The sequence below is a fragment of the Flavobacterium sp. CS20 genome, from assembly GCF_018080005.1.
GTDB lineage: Bacteria > Bacteroidota > Bacteroidia > Flavobacteriales > Flavobacteriaceae > Psychroflexus.
Window position 1 is genome coordinate 1,508,672 of sequence record NZ_CP073015.1, and the last position, 16,588, is coordinate 1,525,259.

At 32.9% G+C, this 16,588-nt stretch carries 15 protein-coding genes and 1 pseudogene; 4 read left to right on the top strand and 12 right to left on the bottom strand.

The window, feature by feature from the left end:
- Positions 1–2: 2 nt before the first annotated feature.
- The 12 genes from IGB25_RS07125 to IGB25_RS07180 form a co-directional block, all read right to left on the bottom strand.
- A complete protein-coding gene (locus IGB25_RS07125) occupies positions 3–215 on the bottom strand; it encodes a DUF4266 domain-containing protein (protein WP_211066781.1) in 213 nt (70 codons plus the stop codon).
- Complete coding sequence (locus IGB25_RS07130; protein ID WP_211066782.1) at positions 212–1,198, bottom strand: FAD:protein FMN transferase; 987 nt, start codon at positions 1,196–1,198, stop codon at positions 212–214. Before IGB25_RS07130 ends, IGB25_RS07125 begins: the two co-directional genes overlap by 4 nt.
- On the bottom strand, positions 1,188–1,616 hold the full coding sequence (locus IGB25_RS07135) for a thioredoxin family protein (RefSeq protein ID WP_211066783.1): 429 nt from the start codon (positions 1,614–1,616) through the stop codon (positions 1,188–1,190). Before IGB25_RS07135 ends, IGB25_RS07130 begins: the two co-directional genes overlap by 11 nt.
- A 73-nt stretch (positions 1,617–1,689) precedes the next feature.
- Positions 1,690–3,066 (bottom strand): ATP-binding protein, encoded by a 1,377-nt coding sequence (locus tag IGB25_RS07140; protein WP_211066784.1) that lies wholly within the window; start codon positions 3,064–3,066, stop codon positions 1,690–1,692.
- Positions 3,063–3,743: a response regulator transcription factor gene (locus IGB25_RS07145; RefSeq protein WP_211066785.1), complete on the bottom strand. Its 681-nt coding sequence runs from the start codon at positions 3,741–3,743 to the stop codon at positions 3,063–3,065. The genes IGB25_RS07140 and IGB25_RS07145 overlap by 4 nt, the downstream gene beginning before the upstream one ends.
- Positions 3,744–3,843: 100 nt before the next feature.
- The gene (locus IGB25_RS07150) at positions 3,844–4,149 is read right to left on the bottom strand and encodes a type II toxin-antitoxin system RelE/ParE family toxin (RefSeq protein WP_211066786.1); all 306 of its coding nucleotides are present in this window, start codon (positions 4,147–4,149) and stop codon (positions 3,844–3,846) included.
- Positions 4,130–4,357 (bottom strand): addiction module protein, encoded by a 228-nt coding sequence (locus tag IGB25_RS07155; RefSeq protein ID WP_211066787.1) that lies wholly within the window; start codon positions 4,355–4,357, stop codon positions 4,130–4,132. Before IGB25_RS07155 ends, IGB25_RS07150 begins: the two co-directional genes overlap by 20 nt.
- Before the next feature lie 184 nt (positions 4,358–4,541).
- The gene (locus IGB25_RS07160) at positions 4,542–5,681 is read right to left on the bottom strand and encodes an efflux RND transporter periplasmic adaptor subunit (protein WP_211066788.1); all 1,140 of its coding nucleotides are present in this window, start codon (positions 5,679–5,681) and stop codon (positions 4,542–4,544) included.
- 4 nt (positions 5,682–5,685) lie between these two features.
- Positions 5,686–10,011 (bottom strand): CusA/CzcA family heavy metal efflux RND transporter, encoded by a 4,326-nt coding sequence (locus IGB25_RS07165; protein WP_211066789.1) that lies wholly within the window; start codon positions 10,009–10,011, stop codon positions 5,686–5,688.
- Between the two features lie 37 nt (positions 10,012–10,048).
- Positions 10,049–10,441: a hypothetical protein gene (locus IGB25_RS07170; protein WP_211066790.1), complete on the bottom strand. Its 393-nt coding sequence runs from the start codon at positions 10,439–10,441 to the stop codon at positions 10,049–10,051.
- Between the two features lie 115 nt (positions 10,442–10,556).
- Complete coding sequence (locus IGB25_RS07175) at positions 10,557–10,979, bottom strand: type II toxin-antitoxin system VapC family toxin (RefSeq protein ID WP_211066791.1); 423 nt, start codon at positions 10,977–10,979, stop codon at positions 10,557–10,559.
- A gap of 5 nt (positions 10,980–10,984) precedes the next feature.
- Positions 10,985–11,131, bottom strand: a complete 147-nt coding sequence (locus IGB25_RS07180) for a hypothetical protein (protein ID WP_211066792.1) — start codon at positions 11,129–11,131, stop codon at positions 10,985–10,987.
- A gap of 188 nt (positions 11,132–11,319) precedes the next feature.
- Here IGB25_RS07180 and IGB25_RS07185 point away from each other — a divergent pair, with 188 nt between their 5' ends.
- The 4 genes and pseudogenes from IGB25_RS07185 to IGB25_RS07200 all read left to right on the top strand — a co-directional run bounded on the left by IGB25_RS07185 (position 11,320) and on the right by IGB25_RS07200 (position 16,567).
- Complete coding sequence (locus IGB25_RS07185; RefSeq protein ID WP_247653666.1) at positions 11,320–13,023, top strand: OstA-like protein; 1,704 nt, start codon at positions 11,320–11,322, stop codon at positions 13,021–13,023.
- A complete protein-coding gene (locus tag IGB25_RS07190; protein ID WP_211066793.1) occupies positions 13,016–14,197 on the top strand; it encodes an aspartate aminotransferase family protein in 1,182 nt (393 codons plus the stop codon). Before IGB25_RS07185 ends, IGB25_RS07190 begins: the two co-directional genes overlap by 8 nt.
- A 157-nt stretch (positions 14,198–14,354) precedes the next feature.
- Complete coding sequence (locus IGB25_RS07195; RefSeq protein WP_211066794.1) at positions 14,355–15,737, top strand: tetratricopeptide repeat protein; 1,383 nt, start codon at positions 14,355–14,357, stop codon at positions 15,735–15,737.
- A pseudogene (locus IGB25_RS07200) lies at positions 15,734–16,567 on the top strand (1,4-dihydroxy-2-naphthoyl-CoA synthase). Before IGB25_RS07195 ends, IGB25_RS07200 begins: the two are co-directional and overlap by 4 nt.
- Positions 16,568–16,588: the final 21 nt, after the last annotated feature.

Genomic DNA, 16,588 nt, shown 5'->3' on the forward strand with positions numbered 1-16,588 from the left:
TATTAATTACATCCACAACCACCACCTGTTTTGCCACCATTGGCACCTGCTGAAGCTTCTCTGTATGATTGAAAAGCTGATTTCATCTTGGCAGCATCACTTTGTGAAAGTTGCATATCAGGATCATTGATTTTGACTTTTTCGTATTCTTTTACTGCTACACAAGATGTAAGCGACAAAAAAACAATTGAGATTAAACTGATTTTCTTTATCATTTTGAATTAATTTTTATTTTATTTGAAAGCACCAATGTTCCATCATCTTTAACTATTATAGCTTCTACATCTGGAAGTTGGTTGATGAGATTAATACCAACTTCTTCGCCCATAACAAACATTGAAGTAGCCAGAGCATCAGCCAATTCAGCTTTTGGAGCAAAAACCGTTGCACTGATAATACCTTTGGTAGGCATACCTGTTCTTGGGTCAATAATATGTGCATAACGCTGACCATCAACTGTAAAAAACTTTTCATAATTACCCGAAGTAACAACAGCCTGACGATTCAAATCAAACAATCCGAAGTTTTTAGTTTTATCCATTGGGTTGGTAATAGCAACCTTCCAAGCCGAACCATCGGGTTGAGTTCCCCAAGTATTCATATCACCAGAAGCATTGATAATTCCAGCTTTAACACCTTTTGACATCAACAAGGCTTTGGTTTTGTCTGCAAGATAACCTTTGCCAATGGCACCAAAACCGATACGCATACCTTTTTGTTTTAGAAATACCGTTTGTTGTTTTTCATCGAGAATAATATTTTGGTAACCAATATTTCTAACGGAAGCCGTTATGACTTCTTTTTTTGGCAAAGTGGTTTCTCTTCCATCAAATGAAAATAAATGTTCAACAGCAAGAAAACTAATATCAAAAGCACCATCGGTGAGTTGTGATATGGCTTTTGAACGTTTGATCAGATCAAACAATTCTTTGTCAACTTTTACGGGTTTGATGCCGGCATTTCTATTGATTGCTGAAGTTTGTGATTCAGGTTTCCACGACGAGATAAGTTTTTCTATGCGATAAATTTCACTGACGGCCGTATCAATATAAGCTTGAGCTATAGTTTTGTTTTGGGCTACAACCGTAATATCAAAATTGCTACCCATCAAACCCAGAGATCGTTTGTGAATTTCTTGTGCTTTAAGGTTTATAAAACTCAAAACACAAATAAACAAAATTGTAAATTTAGTATGCATTTATGGCTTTTATATATGCTTGAGGATCAACATTTTCATAACCAAGTTGATTGAGCACCTTGCCATTAGCATCCATCAATACAACAAGAGGAAAATATCCTTTCGGGTTGTAATGTTCAGCTAACCATTTGTTGTGCTCTTGTTGGTCTTTTGGAAGTTGATTTTTTTTAAAACGCGGAAAATCTGCTTTCAACAAAACTAAGTTGTCCTTAGCATAATTTTGAAATACTTCTGAAGTCCAGATTTTCTTTTCAAGCTTTATGCAAGGTGCACACCAGTCTGAGCCAGAAAAAACTAATAATATTTGTTTATTTTCATCTTGAGCTAATTGCTTGGACTTATCAAGATTTGATTGCCAATCTTGGGCACTCAAGGTCAAGCTAATGAATAAAACAGAAAGTTGGAAAACAAGTTTCATTTTATGAATGTTTTTATAAATAACGCATTTTTTTTTTAATCTTAATATCTACAACATAAATCTTAAGCTAATCTTAAGTTTTAAAATATAAACTAAACCTTGTTATTCCATTTTCAGAAATCACATCTATAGGTATATCAAGGGCTTCTGTCGCTTTCTTAACAATAGCTAAACCTAAGCCATAGCCTATTTCTGAAATTTCGTGATTTTTGTTTCTGTAAAATGGAATAAAGATTTCTTCTAAATCTTCTTTTGAAATTTCAGGACCATAATTTTGAATAAATACAAAAAACCCATCAGAAACATCTTTTGAAAACACACTGATTTGAGATTTGACATCTGCGTATTTTACGGCGTTGGAAATCAAATTATCAAAAATTAAACTCAAGAAGCTTTTTTTAAGATAAACCGTTTTATTTTTAAGGTTTTTATCAAGGTCTAAAACCAAATTTTTTGAAACAATAGGGCGTTTATAATCTGTAAACAATTGTTCTAAGAGTAAATACAAATTAATGTTTTCAAAATCTAAATGTCTATTTAATTTATTGATTCGTGCGAGAATTAGCAATTTTTCAACGGCATCGGTCATTTCGTCAATTTTATGTATGGCTTTTTGCACTTCTCGTCTGTATTCTAATTCTGTTCGTGGTTTTCGCAATAAAATTTCTAAATTACCTTTCATAACAGACAGTGGCGTTCTTAATTGATGAGACGCATCTGCAGTAAATTGTTTTTCGCGTTTTAAGCCTTCATCAATGCGGTCAAGAAAATCGTTAATAGCTACTGAAAGAGTTTGCAACTCATCTCCATTTTCTACCACACTTACACGTTTGTCAAGATTTCCTGTATGAATTTCACTTACCCGATTGGCTATTTTTGTAATCGGTTTTATGGTAATGTTTGAAATAAGTTTAGAGGTAAAAAAAGTAATGATGAGTAAAATAGGATAAATGATCATCAACATATCCTGTAGAGCGTCTAAAACCAATTCGGTATCTCCAAAAGACGTGGCAATGCCAATATAACCAGCAACTTGGCCAGAATGTTGTAATGGAATTTGAATTTGCCTTATAGTATTATTGTTTAATACTTTATTTGTGATAAAGATTTCATTTTGAGACAAATCAAACTCTAAATGTTGACTGTGTAAGTTTGTTGACTTGTCTATAGATTGACCATTTTTATCTACTAATTCAACAAACAATGGATAAACTTCTACTTCAACGTGCTCGCGTTCTAACCATTCTTCTTTGTAAGCAAAATAAATACTGTCTGGCTTTACTTTAATTTCATAAATATGTTTTTGAGCTTCAAATTCTAACTTTTGGTCAATTTGTAATAAACTTTGTTTTTTTACACTTAAATAAATCACGACAAAAACCACCAATGATATACTGGCTATACCTATGACAGAATAAAAAGCGATGCGATTTTTAATAGATATTTTCATGATGCATCAGCCATAAATCCAACACCTCTGACAGTTTTAATCAACTCATTTTTTTTGAGGTTTAGTTTTTTTCTTATCGCATTCATAAACACGTCTAAAACACCAGAATCATAATCAAAATTAATGTCCCAAACATGCTCCAAAATAGCATTGCGTTCACAAACTTTGCCTTTATTTTGCATTAAATATTTTAAAAAATTATACTCTTTTTCGGTTAAGTTAATTTTATTTTCATCACAAAACACTTGGTGTTTACTCACGTTCATTTTGATATGACCTAATTCTAAAATATCATCTATGTTATAAAAAATACGCAAATGGGTTTCTATGCGGGCGAGAAGTTCTTCAAAGTTAAACGGTTTTTTGACATAATCGTTTGCACCACTTTTTAAGCCATCTATGGTGTCTTCAATGGTGTCTTTTGCTGTTAAAAAAATAATTGGAGCTTTAAACTGTTTTGCTCTAAGGGTTTTGCAAACTTCAATGCCGTTTAATTTTGGCATCAACCAATCTAACAAAATCAAATCAACACTGTTTTTTAAAGCCATTTCTAAAGCTTGTTTTCCATCTTTGGCTACTAAAACTTGATATTCTTCTTCCTGAAGACCTTGTTTTAAAAAATTTACAATTTCTTGTTGATCTTCAGCAATAAGGATTTTAAAGCTTGAATTTTGCATTTTGAAATATACAGATTTTTATTGACATTTATTTTTCAACCAAATCAAAAAAACGTATCTTAAAAAGCATTACTAATAGTTCTTATTGTGCAGTCATATTTTATTTTCGCTCGTTCCATATTTCAGGATTTCTACTCGTATGAAATATCGCAATCACTTGTATAGAAGTATTAATAATTCGATAATAAATCACAAATGGAAATTTTTTAATGACATATTTTCTTACATCTTTATGAGCTATAGGAAAAGTAACGGGGTTTTCTTTAATATTCTCAAAACCAAGTTTTATTCTTTGAAAGAAAGTATCAGCAACTTTGGGATTATTCTCATAATAAAATTCGTATGATTTATCTAAGTCCAATTCTGCTTCATCTGATAATTGAAGACTAAACGGCTTTGTTTTCATACTTCTTTTTAATCAAATCCCAATTTTTAAAAGTCGTTTCTCCGTTTTCAATTTTTTGCAATCTTTTATCAAGTAAATCTCTATGTTCTGCTGGTAGCTCATGCAATTCTTCTTTTACATTAACTATCTCGATATAATCAATCTCTTTGATTAAATTAAGAAATGTAGTTATTTTACTCTGCTCCTTTATATTAACTGTAATTTCCATGACAATTCATTTAGTTCAAATATACGGATTTAAAATATTAATCTCAATTTTGGTAATATTAAAATTATTAAATTCATATTCAAGATTTTGTTTGAGAAAATTGACAATTTCTACTTGACCTTAAGCTATTTGGTTTTGAATATTTGACTCTTGCATTTTTAAATATAAATTTTTCCAGTTGACTTTATTTTTCAACCAAATCAAAAACGCCTTGGGTTAGAAATCGGTCAGTGTTTTTAATCGTAAATTCGCTTTGCAAAGCTCGTCTATTTCTTTGTTCAGCTGAGTTTTGGACTTCAATAAATTCAAAGATGAAAGCGTCTTGGGTATCTTCTTTTAGACGCAAAACTTTTAAAGTGTTTTCAGTTTCTACAAAGGCTGAAGCAGGCAAACTCAAGTGAACTTGTGGATTATTTTTAAAATAAGCTTCCACAAACATACCGACCGAAAAGTTGTGAGACTCATCAACAGGATGTGCATGCACGCGAACAGTGCGATTATCGTTAATTTCAGCACCGACCAAATGCACATAAGCCTTAAAAGTTTGATCAGATACTTCAGGGATTTTAAATTCTAAAGTATCGCCAACATTTACTTTCATAATATCTTTTTCAAATACATTTAATTCTAAGTGAATATGTTCGGTATCCAAAATTTCCATCATCATTGTTGATGGTTGAATATGCATTCCTTTTGAGACATTAACTTTTGAAATCTTACCTGAAATCGGGGCGTAAATATTGATTTGTTCTGAAAAATTTCCATCTAAAACCTGATTGATGCTAACATTCATCAATTCTAAGGTGCGGCGTTGTCCTTTGACTTTTGCAGATAGGCTCATATAATCGCTTTTGGCTTTTTGAAAAACCTTTTCTGACACGACATTGTCATTAAACAAGTTTTGTTTTCGTTCAAATTCGGATTCCAAATAATTGAGTTGATTGTAGTTTTCAACAAAATTTTGTTGTAGCTGAATAAAATCTGGATTGGTTAATTGAATGAGTAAATCGCCTTTTTTAACTTCATCACCGATTAAAAGATGCGTTTCGCTGACAAATCCGCTAAAAAAAGAACTCACTTCTGCCCTATTTTCTGGTGGCACATCTATCATTCCTGTGGCTTTAAAACGCTCAGCAAACACTGCAGAATCTGCTTTTTCAATTTTAAAATTACCAGATTTAAACTGGGCTTTGGTCAAAACAATTTCATTATCGTTTGTTTTGACTTGTTTATCTTCACTTGGTATTTCGTTTTCAGTTGAATTGTTACACGCAAATAACATGAGTGATAAAAGACTAAGAATATAAATATTTAGATTTTTCATGATATTAGTTTAAAAGTAAATAATTGAGTTGAATAACAGTTGTGTTGTAATTGGATAATACATCCATATAATTCAGTTTGATTTGCATAGCATTATCAACACTTTGCACATATTGAAAAAAATCGATTTCGCCATTTTTGTAGCTACTTTCAGTGGTTTTTAGTATTTCTTCAGCCACTTGAAGTTGGGTGGTTTCAAAGCGGTTCAAATTTTCTGATTGCGTGGTCAAGGTTTGTAAAAGTTGATTTTGTTTGCTTTCAAGATTTAACCTGGTTTGCTCAAAATTATATTGAGCGACTTGTTTTTGAATATTTTTAGATTTGATTTTAGCTTTATCGCCAAAAAACAATAAGGGGATTTTTATACCCAATTGATAACCATCATAATTTTTATCAATAGCAGAATTGTTTTTGATGAAATAACCCGCATAAAAATCGGGTAGTAATTTGTTTTTTGCCAATTTCCATTCATTTTTAGCCAGTTCAACTTGGGCTTGACTTAAATTAAGATCAGGTTGATTTTCTATATTGATAAAATCGATATCTAAACGCTTAAGTTTTGCATTCTCAACACTGATTTCACGGTCTGTTTGCACTAAATTTTGCAGTTGAATTTGATTATTTTGCAATTGGTTATAAAGTATTGTTAACTGATTTTGAATTTGACTTTGTTTAGATTGTGCGGTTATTTTTTCTAAATAAGTTGATTCGCCTTCTTCAAATCTTCGTTTAGCCATTCTATAAAAATCAGTATAAATACTGTCTAAATATGTATAAATTTGAAGTTTTTGTTGCAAAATAATATGATTTTGATAGGTCAATTCTAAATTTTTGAATTGAGTTCGAGTTTTTAAATCATAACTTAATTCACTGATTTTGGTTTGAGTTTTATTGCGTTTTAAGCGTTTGCCATAAACTGTAGGAAATTCAAAATTTTGAACGCCACCCCATTGGTATAAAGATTGATTGGCTATGGGGTCTAAATCAGCTTCGTCATAATTATTAAACAGCTCTAGTTTGCTAAATTGAAACGCCTGACCTTGAGTCGCTTTTTGACTTTCTATATTTAATTTTGAAGCTTTTAAGCCTTTGTTATTGTTGAGCATTAAGGTTTTTAAACTATCAATACTTTGTGCTTGAGAATTAAATGTAAAACCTAAGCCAATAATAATCAACCAAATACTGGGTTTTAGTTTGAAAGATTTCATATTAAATTTTTTATTTTCTATACTGGAATAGAATACGGGTAAAATGATTAATGTCAGTAATGTAGAAGTGATAAGACCGCCTATTACCACTGTGGCTAAAGGGCGTTGAACTTCTGCACCGGCACCTGTTGAAATTGCCATTGGCAAAAAGCCGAGTGCTGTTGCACTTGCTGTTAATAATACAGCACGCAATCTATCTTGAGTGGCTAGGATGATATTGTTTTTAGTTAGACCTTTACCTTCTTTTTTGAGCTCTTTAAAATATTCTACTAAAATAATTCCATTGAGCACTGCAATACCAAACAAAGCAATAAAACCAACACCTGCTGAAATACTAAACGGCATATCTCTTAACCAAAGTAAAAAAACACCACCAACTGCAGAAAATGGAATGGCTGTAAAAATCAAGAGTGTATCTTTTAATGTTTCAAGAGCAAAATATAGCAAGATAAAAATCAAAGCTAAAGCAATAGGCACAACGATTTTGAGACGTTTTAATGCACTTTGTAAATTTTCAAACTGACCACCGTAAGTTATATTATAGCCGGTTGGTAGTTCTAAATCTTTGTTGATAATAGCCTGACAGTCTTCTACAACAGACTGCAAATCTCGATTTCTCACGTTAATTCCTACCACAATACGGCGTCGAGTTTGATCTCTTGAAATTTTTGCAGGACCTTTATCATAAGCTATATCTGCAACTTCATTTAAAGGAATCTTACCATTGTTTGGTGTATCAATCATTAAATTTTTTAAATCTGACAGCTCATTTCTGCTTTCTTTTTTAAGCCTAACCACTAAGTCAAAACGTCTTTCACCTTCAAAAACAACACCTGATTTTAAACCTGAAAATCCTGCAGTAATCACATCATTAATGTCTTGAATATTTAACCCATAACGGGCAATTTTTTGGCGATTATATTTGACAGCCATTTGTGGTAAACCGACAATTTTTTCAACAGAGATATCGCCAACGCCTTCAACATTTTCAACCAAACTTTTGACTTCGTTGCCTTTTTGAGCCAATATCTGTAAATCCTCACCAAATATTTTAATGGCAATATCTGAACGCACGCCTGTGATGAGTTCATTAAAACGCATTTCTATAGGTTGAGTAAATTCCAACTCCATATTAGGGATGATACTCAGTTTCTCTTTAATGAGCTCTGCAAGTTCTTCCTTAGTTTCAACAGAAGTCCACTCACTTTTGGGTTTAAGCCGAACAATGACATCTGAATCTTGCATCGACATCGGGTCAGTTGGCACTTCAGCAAGACCAATACGAGAGACGATTTGGCTAACTTCAGGAACTTCATCAAGGAGTATTTGCTCAATCCTTGTGGTGCGTTTGACTGTGCTTTCTAAAGATTTACCTGTTTTTAAAATCGGTTGAATCACAAAATCTCCTTCATCTAAAGTTGGCACAAACTCACCACCCATTTTGGTGAATGTAAAAACAGCAAAAGCAAGCAATAAAACTGATGAAATCAATATAAAACCTCTGTGATGTAATGCCCATCTTATACTAGGAAGATACAGTCTTTTAATCGTATTGATCAAACGTGCAGAAAAGTTTTTGTGTTGCAGTTTTGACGGTTTCAAAAACCAAGAACAAGCCACTGGAATCCAAGTAAAACACATAATAATAGCACCGATAAGTGCAAAGCAAAACGTCATTGCCATAGGTCTAAACATTTTACCTTCTACACCGGTCAAGGCCAGAATAGGAATAAATACAATCAAAATAATCAACTGTCCAAAAATGGCAGAATTCATCATTTTGGAAGCACCGCTAAAAGTGATTTTATCTTTTAATTCTTTGATTTTGTCAGTTTCAGTAAAACTAAATTCTTTTGACCGTTCTAGCATTTTAAAAGCGACAAATTCTACAATAATCACTGCACCGTCAATGATGATTCCAAAGTCTAAAGCTCCAAGGCTCATCAAGTTGGCATCAATATTAAAAATGTACATCAAACTAATGGCCGTCAAAAAACTCAAAGGAACCACAGAAGCAATTATCAAACCTGAACGCCAGTCGCCAATGAGTAAAATCACAATAAACATAACGACTAAAAATCCAAGTGAAAGATTTTCAAATATAGTTGTTGTGGTTCTGGCAATGAGTTCACTTCGATCTAAAAATCCATTGATGTATATGCCTTCTGGAAGTGAGCTTTGAATTTCTTCGATACGTTTTTTAACGCTTTGAATGGTTTTGTTTGAATCAGCACCTTTAAGCATCATCACTTGACCTAGCACTTTTTCGCCTTCGCCGTTGCCAGTTATAGCACCAAATCTTGGTGCGTGACCATAATTTACTTCTGCGATATCTTCTATATAAATAGGTTGACCATCTCTATTTTCAACCACAATATTTTTAATGTCATCTAAAGATTTCAGCAAACCTTCACCTCTTATAAAATAGGCTTGGTCATTTTTTTCAATATAGCTTCCGCCAGCAACACTATTGTTTTGCTCTAAAGCCTTAAAAATACTAGAAATACTGACATTTAGGGCTTGCAATTTATCCGTAGAAAAAGCCACTTCATATTCTTTTAAAAATCCACCCCAAGTATTGATTTCAACCACACCAGGAATACCAGCCATTTGTCTTTTTACAATCCAGTCTTGGATGCTACGAAGTTCCGTAGCGGTATAATTGTCTTTAAATTCATCTTCAACTTCTATAGTATATTGATAAATTTCGCCTAAACCCGTTGAAATTGGTCCCATAAAAGGTTTGCCAAATTGTGCGGGAATTTTCTCCTCAGCGGCTTTTATTTTTTCAGCTATGAGTTGGCGTGGTAAATATGTGCCGAGTTTGTCTTCAAAAATGATAGTAACAACAGATAAACCAAATTTTGAAACTGAACGAATTTCCTTAACTCCAGGTAAATTCGACATTTCTATTTCAACAGGATAAGTGATAAATTGCTCGACATCTGCCGTTGAAAGATTACGAGAAGTTGTGATGACTTGAACCTGATTATTAGTGATATCGGGGACAGCACCAATACTAATGTTGTTAAGACTATAAATGCCAAAGCCACATATGCCAACAATTAAAAGTAAAATGAAAAATTTAGATTTTAAACTAAATTCAATAAGTTTAGATAACATAAATTAATATTTTGATTGATAAAAAGAAAAAATGAAATTAACTCCTATCAAAATATTTAGGTGGTTGAAAGGCTTCACCTAAATGTGTAGAAATATAATCGTCTTGATAATTAAAATTTGAATGTTTCTGCGTTTCAAACTCCAAAGGTTCAACTTTGATCTCGCTGAAATTCACAAATACAATTAAAACCTGTGCAGAATGAATATCACCAAAAGGTAAATTTTCGTGACCATCATGTGTATTTTGATGTTGAGCTTTACCACTGCCGTAGTGCAAATCTAAAAAAGTCAATAAATCATCATCAAACTCTTGCTGATGAGTTTGGTAATGCGACCAAAAGTCATCAAATTTTGATAAACTATCTGGATTGATTCCAATAGTCTGAATACCTATAAAAAAAGATAATATGTAAACAGCTATGTTTTGCATAATGCAAATATACAACAAGATACAAAGCATAAACTTAAGATTGGCTTAAGTCAGAAATATTTGTAATGGGTATAGATAAACGACTTTTGGCTTTAAAATTTTCAATAGATTTAAATCACCGTTTATTAAAAGCAAAATCTAAGCCTTGGGTGATATAATCATGAAATTCTCGGTCAGAAGATACCAAGGTTAATTTTTCAGTTATGGCGTGAGCAATAATGGCGTGGTCGTTTGGGTCGTTGTGGTTTTTAGCGATTTTTAGTTTAGAAACAGTATCAATATGATACGTAGTGAAGGGAAGTATTTTAATGTATAATAAATTTTCTATAGCATCAATCAATTCATGAGCTGACTTAAATGGTTTAACTTTTATTTTTCCAATTCTATACAATTGAAGTAATTCCAAAACTGATATGGTGCTGGCATGAAGCTGATTGCTATAGTCACTTAAAATATTTTTTGTCTCACTTGAAAGGTTTTGGGTTTGGCCAGATATAGTAAAAACTAAAATATTAGTATCTAAAAGGTATCTCCCCATCTATTTTATTTGAGCACTGCTTTCATGTCTAATATCTCGCCTGTACCTTGTAATTTTTCCATTGCCAACCAAGTTTTAGATACTTTTTTTGATTTAGTATCTTTTTTTGCCTTAGATTTCTTGACTTTTGTTTTATCTGTTTCTGTAGCCATAACATTTAATTTGATATACAAATATACAAAAACTGTGATCAAATAGGTTAATCTTAAATTTTCTTCAAGTTGATATTTCGGTTATTTGGTATCTAATAAACGTTAATTATCAGGATTTTAACAATTTCACAGCACTTATTAATCAAATTATAAAGGCTTTTGTGTAATTTTGCATAAACTTTTTGAATTTGAATAAGCTCATCATTTTTTGCTTTGTGTTGGTTTGTAGTTATGGATTCTCTCAAAATAGCCAAATTGAATACGAAAGTGAACGCACAAACATCAATGAAAAATTATATCCTGGTGCTTTTATTTTTAATAAAGTTACTAAACAAGTTTTTTTTAAACACGAAGGCATTAAAGTTTGGTGTGACAAGGCTATTTTTTATCAAAAAGAAAATTTTTTTAAAGCCTATGGCAATGTCAAAATGATACAAGATGACACCATCAACATGCGTAGTGCTTATGCAGAATATAATGGCAAAACACAGTTTGCTTTTGCCAGTGAAAACGTGGTTTTAACGACGCCGAGCAACCAACTAACCACAGATTCGCTGTTTTTTGATAGACTCGTTCAAAAAGCGTTTTATAGAAGCGGTGGTAGCGTAAAAGATACCGCAAGCACCATTACCAGCATTCGTGGCACATACGAATTAGAAAATGATAAGTATGCCTTTCGGCAAGATGTAAAAGTTACAAGTCCAGATTACATTATTAAAACCGATATTTTAGACTTTTACACTGAAAATGGACACGCTTACCTCTACGGTCCATCAGTGGTAACAACAGAAAATGGCGAAGTGTATTGCGAGCGTGGTTTTTTTGATACCCGAGAAGATTTTGGATATTTTGTCAAAAACTCAAAGGTTGATTATGAACAACGTACCTTATATGGCGATAGCATCTTTTTTGACCAAAAACGAAATTTTGCCTCGGCAACCAACCATATTGAAATTATTGATACCATCAACCGAACTCGAGTCAAAGGCTATTATGCCGAAATTTATAAAGTAAAAGATTCAGTCATCATTACCAAAAACCCGATAGCCTCAACCTTTCAAGAAAACGATTCTATTCATATCGCCAGCGATACCATGATGATAACAGGTCCGCCAGACCAACGTATAGTTAGAGCTTATCCAGATGCACGACTGTTTAAATCTGATTTAAGCGGTAAAGCCGATTCTATACATTCATCACAAATTACTGGCTATACTAAGATGATAGGAAAACCCGTTTTATGGTCTGCCAATAGTCAGGTTAATGGTGACACTATCATGCTAATTTCAAATCTAAAAACCAATAAATTAGACTCCTTAAAAGTATTTTACAATAGTTTTATGGTTCAAAAAGACAGCATTGAAGGTTTCAATCAAATCAAAGGCAAAGAATTGTTTGGTTTATTTGAAAATAACGAATTAACCGAAGCACATTTTATTAAAAATGCTGAGTCGATTTACTATACCAGAAATGAAGATGGTGAACTTATTGGCATTGATAAAACCTTAGCCTCAAGTATCAAAATTGAATTTAAAGACAAAGAAGTTACCGATATGTATTATTTCAATAACGTCTCAGGAGTTACTTATCCAGAAACTGAACTTCCGCCTAATGCCAGAACTTTTAGAGGAATGGAATGGCGTGGAGAAGAAAAAATAAAATCCAAAGCCGAACTGCTATCTAACAGACCAAAATTTGATTTGACTGTAATTCATGGTTTAAAAGATTTAAAAATAAACGACTCAATTACTACTCCTTTTTATCAACAAAAAGACCTTAACGAAAAATCTAATCTTAAGAAAACAGACACAATTCTAAAACCTATTATGAAACAAAATAAAGGCCTAAAAACCTTAAAACCAAAATCGAAGGTCAAAAACATTAATGAATAAAGAATTTCAAAAATATCAAGCACAAACCACACCGCATCCACTTGGATTAGAAGTTAAATCTGCAAAAGGTAGCTACATCTTTACAACCGATGGCAAAGCTCATCTCGATTTTGTAGCTGGTGTTTCGGCTTGCAACTTAGGACACTGTCATCCTGAAATTGTAGAAGCTATTAAAACTCAAGCTGAGCAATATCTTCATGTTATGGTTTATGGCGAATATGTGCTAAAACCAGCCTTAGACGTGTCAAAAACTTTAGCTCGAATTTTACCACAACCTTTAGAGCAAACCTATTTGGTCAACAGTGGCACAGAAGCCATTGATGGCTCGATAAAATTGGCACGACGGGCAACAGGTCGGTCGCAGATTATCGCTGCAAAACAGTGTTATCACGGTAATTCTTATGGTGCATTAAGTCTTATGGATTATCAGGAACGCACACAACCCTTTGAACCACTTTTGCCAGAAATCAAACATATTGAGTTTAATAACGAAAAATGTTTAGACTCAATTACAACCCAAACCGCCGCCGTCATTCTTGAAACTATTCAAGGTGCCGCAGGTTTTATTTTGCCTCAAAACGATTATTTAAAAAAAGTAAAACAACGCTGTAAAAAAGTAGGTGCTTTATTGATTTTAGATGATATTCAACCAGGATTTGGTAGAACTGGAAAACTTTTTGGATTTCAGCATTTTGATGTGGTTCCAGATATTTTAGTTTTGGGCAAAGCTATGGCATCTGGACTTCCTATTGGTGCTTTTACAGCTTCTCGAGAATTGATGCAATTGTTAAGTGATAATCCTAAATTAGGTCATATCACAACTTTTGGCGGACATCCAGTTGTTGCGACCACCGCTTTAAAAACACTTGAGATTTTAGAAAACACTGATGTCGTCAAACAAATTAATGAAAAAGAATTGCTATTTAAAAGTTTACTAAAACATCCCTTAATTGAAGAAATCAGAGGAAAAGGGTTGATGTTAGCATTAATGATGACAACAGAAGAATTGACCAATCAACTGATTTTAAAAGCCAAAGAACATAATCTGATTTTATTTTGGTCGCTTTATGAAAAAAAAGCCGTACGCATCACACCACCTTTAACAATAGCAGATGACGATATCAAAAAAGGCTGTAAAATCATTTTAAAAATTTTAGATGAATTGACAATGTGAAAGTATCATTAATAAGATAACTATTCTAATAACACAATTTGTAACTTGCACATTTAATAAATTGTTGATTATTTTGTTAACAACCTATTTAAAAAAAACAGAAACCGAATGAAAAGCCTTTTAATTTTAACCAATAAATATTCTAAAAGTCTCTTTTATGAAATTTGAATCCAACGAAGACTTTGATTTCCCTATTGAAAAATTCGAACACATGCTCAAAACCAACAACGTCTTATTTTTTGACGCAGATGAATTTGTTGAAATTGTAGAGCATTATATTGATATGGGAAAACTGACTTTAGCCAAAAAAGCTTTAAAATTAGGTTTAGACCAACATCCTAATTACACAGACCTAAAACTTCTTAAAGCCGAAATTTACATTTTTGAAGACAAACACGCTCAAGCAGAAGACTTGCTGAAATATCTTCAAAAAGTAGATCCCGAAAACGAAGAAATATACGTGCTTCAAGCTAATATATATTCCAAACAAGACCGGCATCTTGAAGCGATTGAAACTTTAGAATACACCTTGGACTTTGCTATTGAACCTTCAGAAATATACAACTTGATAGGTATTGAATATCTGTTTATGGAAAATTTTGAAAAAGCCAAGTTGAGTTATATGAAATGTTTAGACCAAGACCACAACGATTTTACGGCTTTGTACAACATCATTTATTGTTTTGATTTTTTAGACCAACAAGAAGAAGCTATTGCTTACCTCAATCAATTTTTAGATAAAAATCCCTATTGCGAAATTGCTTGGCACCAACTCGGTAAACTTTATTTTGACATTGGCGAAGATAAACGGGCTTTGCAAGCTTTTGATTTTGCTATCTATTCAGACGATTATTTTGTTGGAGCTTATCTTGAAAAAGCCAAAGTGCTTGAACGGCTTAAACAATACAACGAAGCTATTGAAAACTATAAAATTTCAAACCAACTCGACGACCCAACGGCTTATGCCTATTTGAGAATTGGTAAGTGTTACATGAAATTAAACCATACTAACGAAGCTGTTAAGTTTTTTAAAAAAGCCGTTCACGAAGACCCAATGATGGACAAAGCTTGGTCGGCATTGACTGAGTTTTACATGAACAAAAAAGAGTATAAAACCGCTTTGTCATTTGTCAATAAAGCTTTAAATATTGACGGAGAAAATCCGCACCACTGGCGTAATTTTAGTATCATCAATAATGAACTTGGTGATTTTGAAGAAAGCAAAAAAGGACTTCAACATGCCTTAGAATTTGGTAATTATGAATTTGAAAATCTTTTGATGCAAATTGATATTTGTATTGAAGAAAAAAAATGGAAAGATGCCTTAGACACTCTAGATTATGCTCAAGAATTCTATGAAAATCATCCAGAATTTATGTATCGCTTAGCGGGTGTTTATTTTAAACTCAAAAAATTTGATCAAGCTTTAATAACTTTTCAAAAAGCATATCAACAAGACCAAGACTATGCTTTTGAAATGATTGAGCTTTTTCCTGAAATGGCATTTCACGCTGATTACAAATCTTATTTTAAATTATGAATTGGACGACTGTAAAATCTTACACCGACATCACTTATAAAAAATCTAACGGCGTTGCTCGCATTGCCTTCAACAGACCAGAAGTCAGAAATGCTTTTAGACCCAAAACCGTTGCAGAACTTTACGAAGCTTTTCTCGATGCACGTGAAGATACTTCAATAGGTGTGGTCTTGTTTTCTGCTGAAGGTCCATCGCCAAAAGATGGTGTTTATAGCTTTTGTAGTGGTGGCGATCAAAATGCTCGTGGTCATCAAGGCTATGTTGATGATGACGGTATGCCAAGGCTCAATATCTTAGAAGTGCAACGTTTAATTCGTTTTATGCCCAAAGTCGTGATTGCTGTTGTGCCAGGTTGGGCTGTTGGTGGCGGTCACTCTTTGCACGTGGTTTGCGATTTAACTTTAGCCAGTAAAGAACACGCCATTTTCAAACAAACCGATGCCGATGTTACCAGTTTTGACGGTGGTTATGGCTCAGCTTATCTTGCCAAAATGATCGGTCAGAAAAAAGCACGAGAAATTTTCTTTTTGGGTCGAAATTATTCTGCCCAAGAAGCGGTTGATATGGGCATGGTCAATGCCGCTATCACTCACGAAAAATTAGAAGAAGAAGCTTATCAATGGGCACAAGAAATTTTAGAAAAATCGCCAACATCAATCAAGATGCTCAAGTTTGCTTTTAACTTGACTGACGATGGCATGGTTGGCTAACAAGTCTTTGCTGGTGAAGCTACTCGACTTGCTTATATGACTGATGAGGCCAAAGAAGGTCGCAATGCGTTTCTGGAAAAAAGAAAACCTAATTTTAAAAATATCAAATGGATACCATAATTTTTGATTTCAGATTTTAAA

Bases quoted from the DNA above. Each gene is read 5' to 3' on its own strand.
- IGB25_RS07125 (WP_211066781.1), bottom strand. From the start codon at position 215: ATGATAAAGAAAATCAGTTTAATCTCAATTGTTTTTTTGTCGCTTACA.
- IGB25_RS07130 (WP_211066782.1), bottom strand. From the start codon at position 1,198: ATGCATACTAAATTTACAATTTTGTTTATTTGTGTTTTGAGTTTTATA.
- IGB25_RS07135 (WP_211066783.1), bottom strand. From the start codon at position 1,616: ATGAAACTTGTTTTCCAACTTTCTGTTTTATTCATTAGCTTGACCTTG.
- IGB25_RS07140 (WP_211066784.1), bottom strand. From the start codon at position 3,066: ATGAAAATATCTATTAAAAATCGCATCGCTTTTTATTCTGTCATAGGT.
- IGB25_RS07145 (WP_211066785.1), bottom strand. From the start codon at position 3,743: ATGCAAAATTCAAGCTTTAAAATCCTTATTGCTGAAGATCAACAAGAA.
- IGB25_RS07150 (WP_211066786.1), bottom strand. From the start codon at position 4,149: ATGAAAACAAAGCCGTTTAGTCTTCAATTATCAGATGAAGCAGAATTG.
- IGB25_RS07155 (WP_211066787.1), bottom strand. From the start codon at position 4,357: ATGGAAATTACAGTTAATATAAAGGAGCAGAGTAAAATAACTACATTT.
- IGB25_RS07160 (WP_211066788.1), bottom strand. From the start codon at position 5,681: ATGAAAAATCTAAATATTTATATTCTTAGTCTTTTATCACTCATGTTA.
- IGB25_RS07165 (WP_211066789.1), bottom strand. From the start codon at position 10,011: ATGTTATCTAAACTTATTGAATTTAGTTTAAAATCTAAATTTTTCATT.
- IGB25_RS07170 (WP_211066790.1), bottom strand. From the start codon at position 10,441: ATGCAAAACATAGCTGTTTACATATTATCTTTTTTTATAGGTATTCAG.
- IGB25_RS07175 (WP_211066791.1), bottom strand. From the start codon at position 10,979: ATGGGGAGATACCTTTTAGATACTAATATTTTAGTTTTTACTATATCT.
- IGB25_RS07180 (WP_211066792.1), bottom strand. From the start codon at position 11,131: ATGGCTACAGAAACAGATAAAACAAAAGTCAAGAAATCTAAGGCAAAA.
- IGB25_RS07190 (WP_211066793.1), top strand. From the start codon at position 13,016: ATGAATAAAGAATTTCAAAAATATCAAGCACAAACCACACCGCATCCA.
- IGB25_RS07195 (WP_211066794.1), top strand. From the start codon at position 14,355: ATGAAATTTGAATCCAACGAAGACTTTGATTTCCCTATTGAAAAATTC.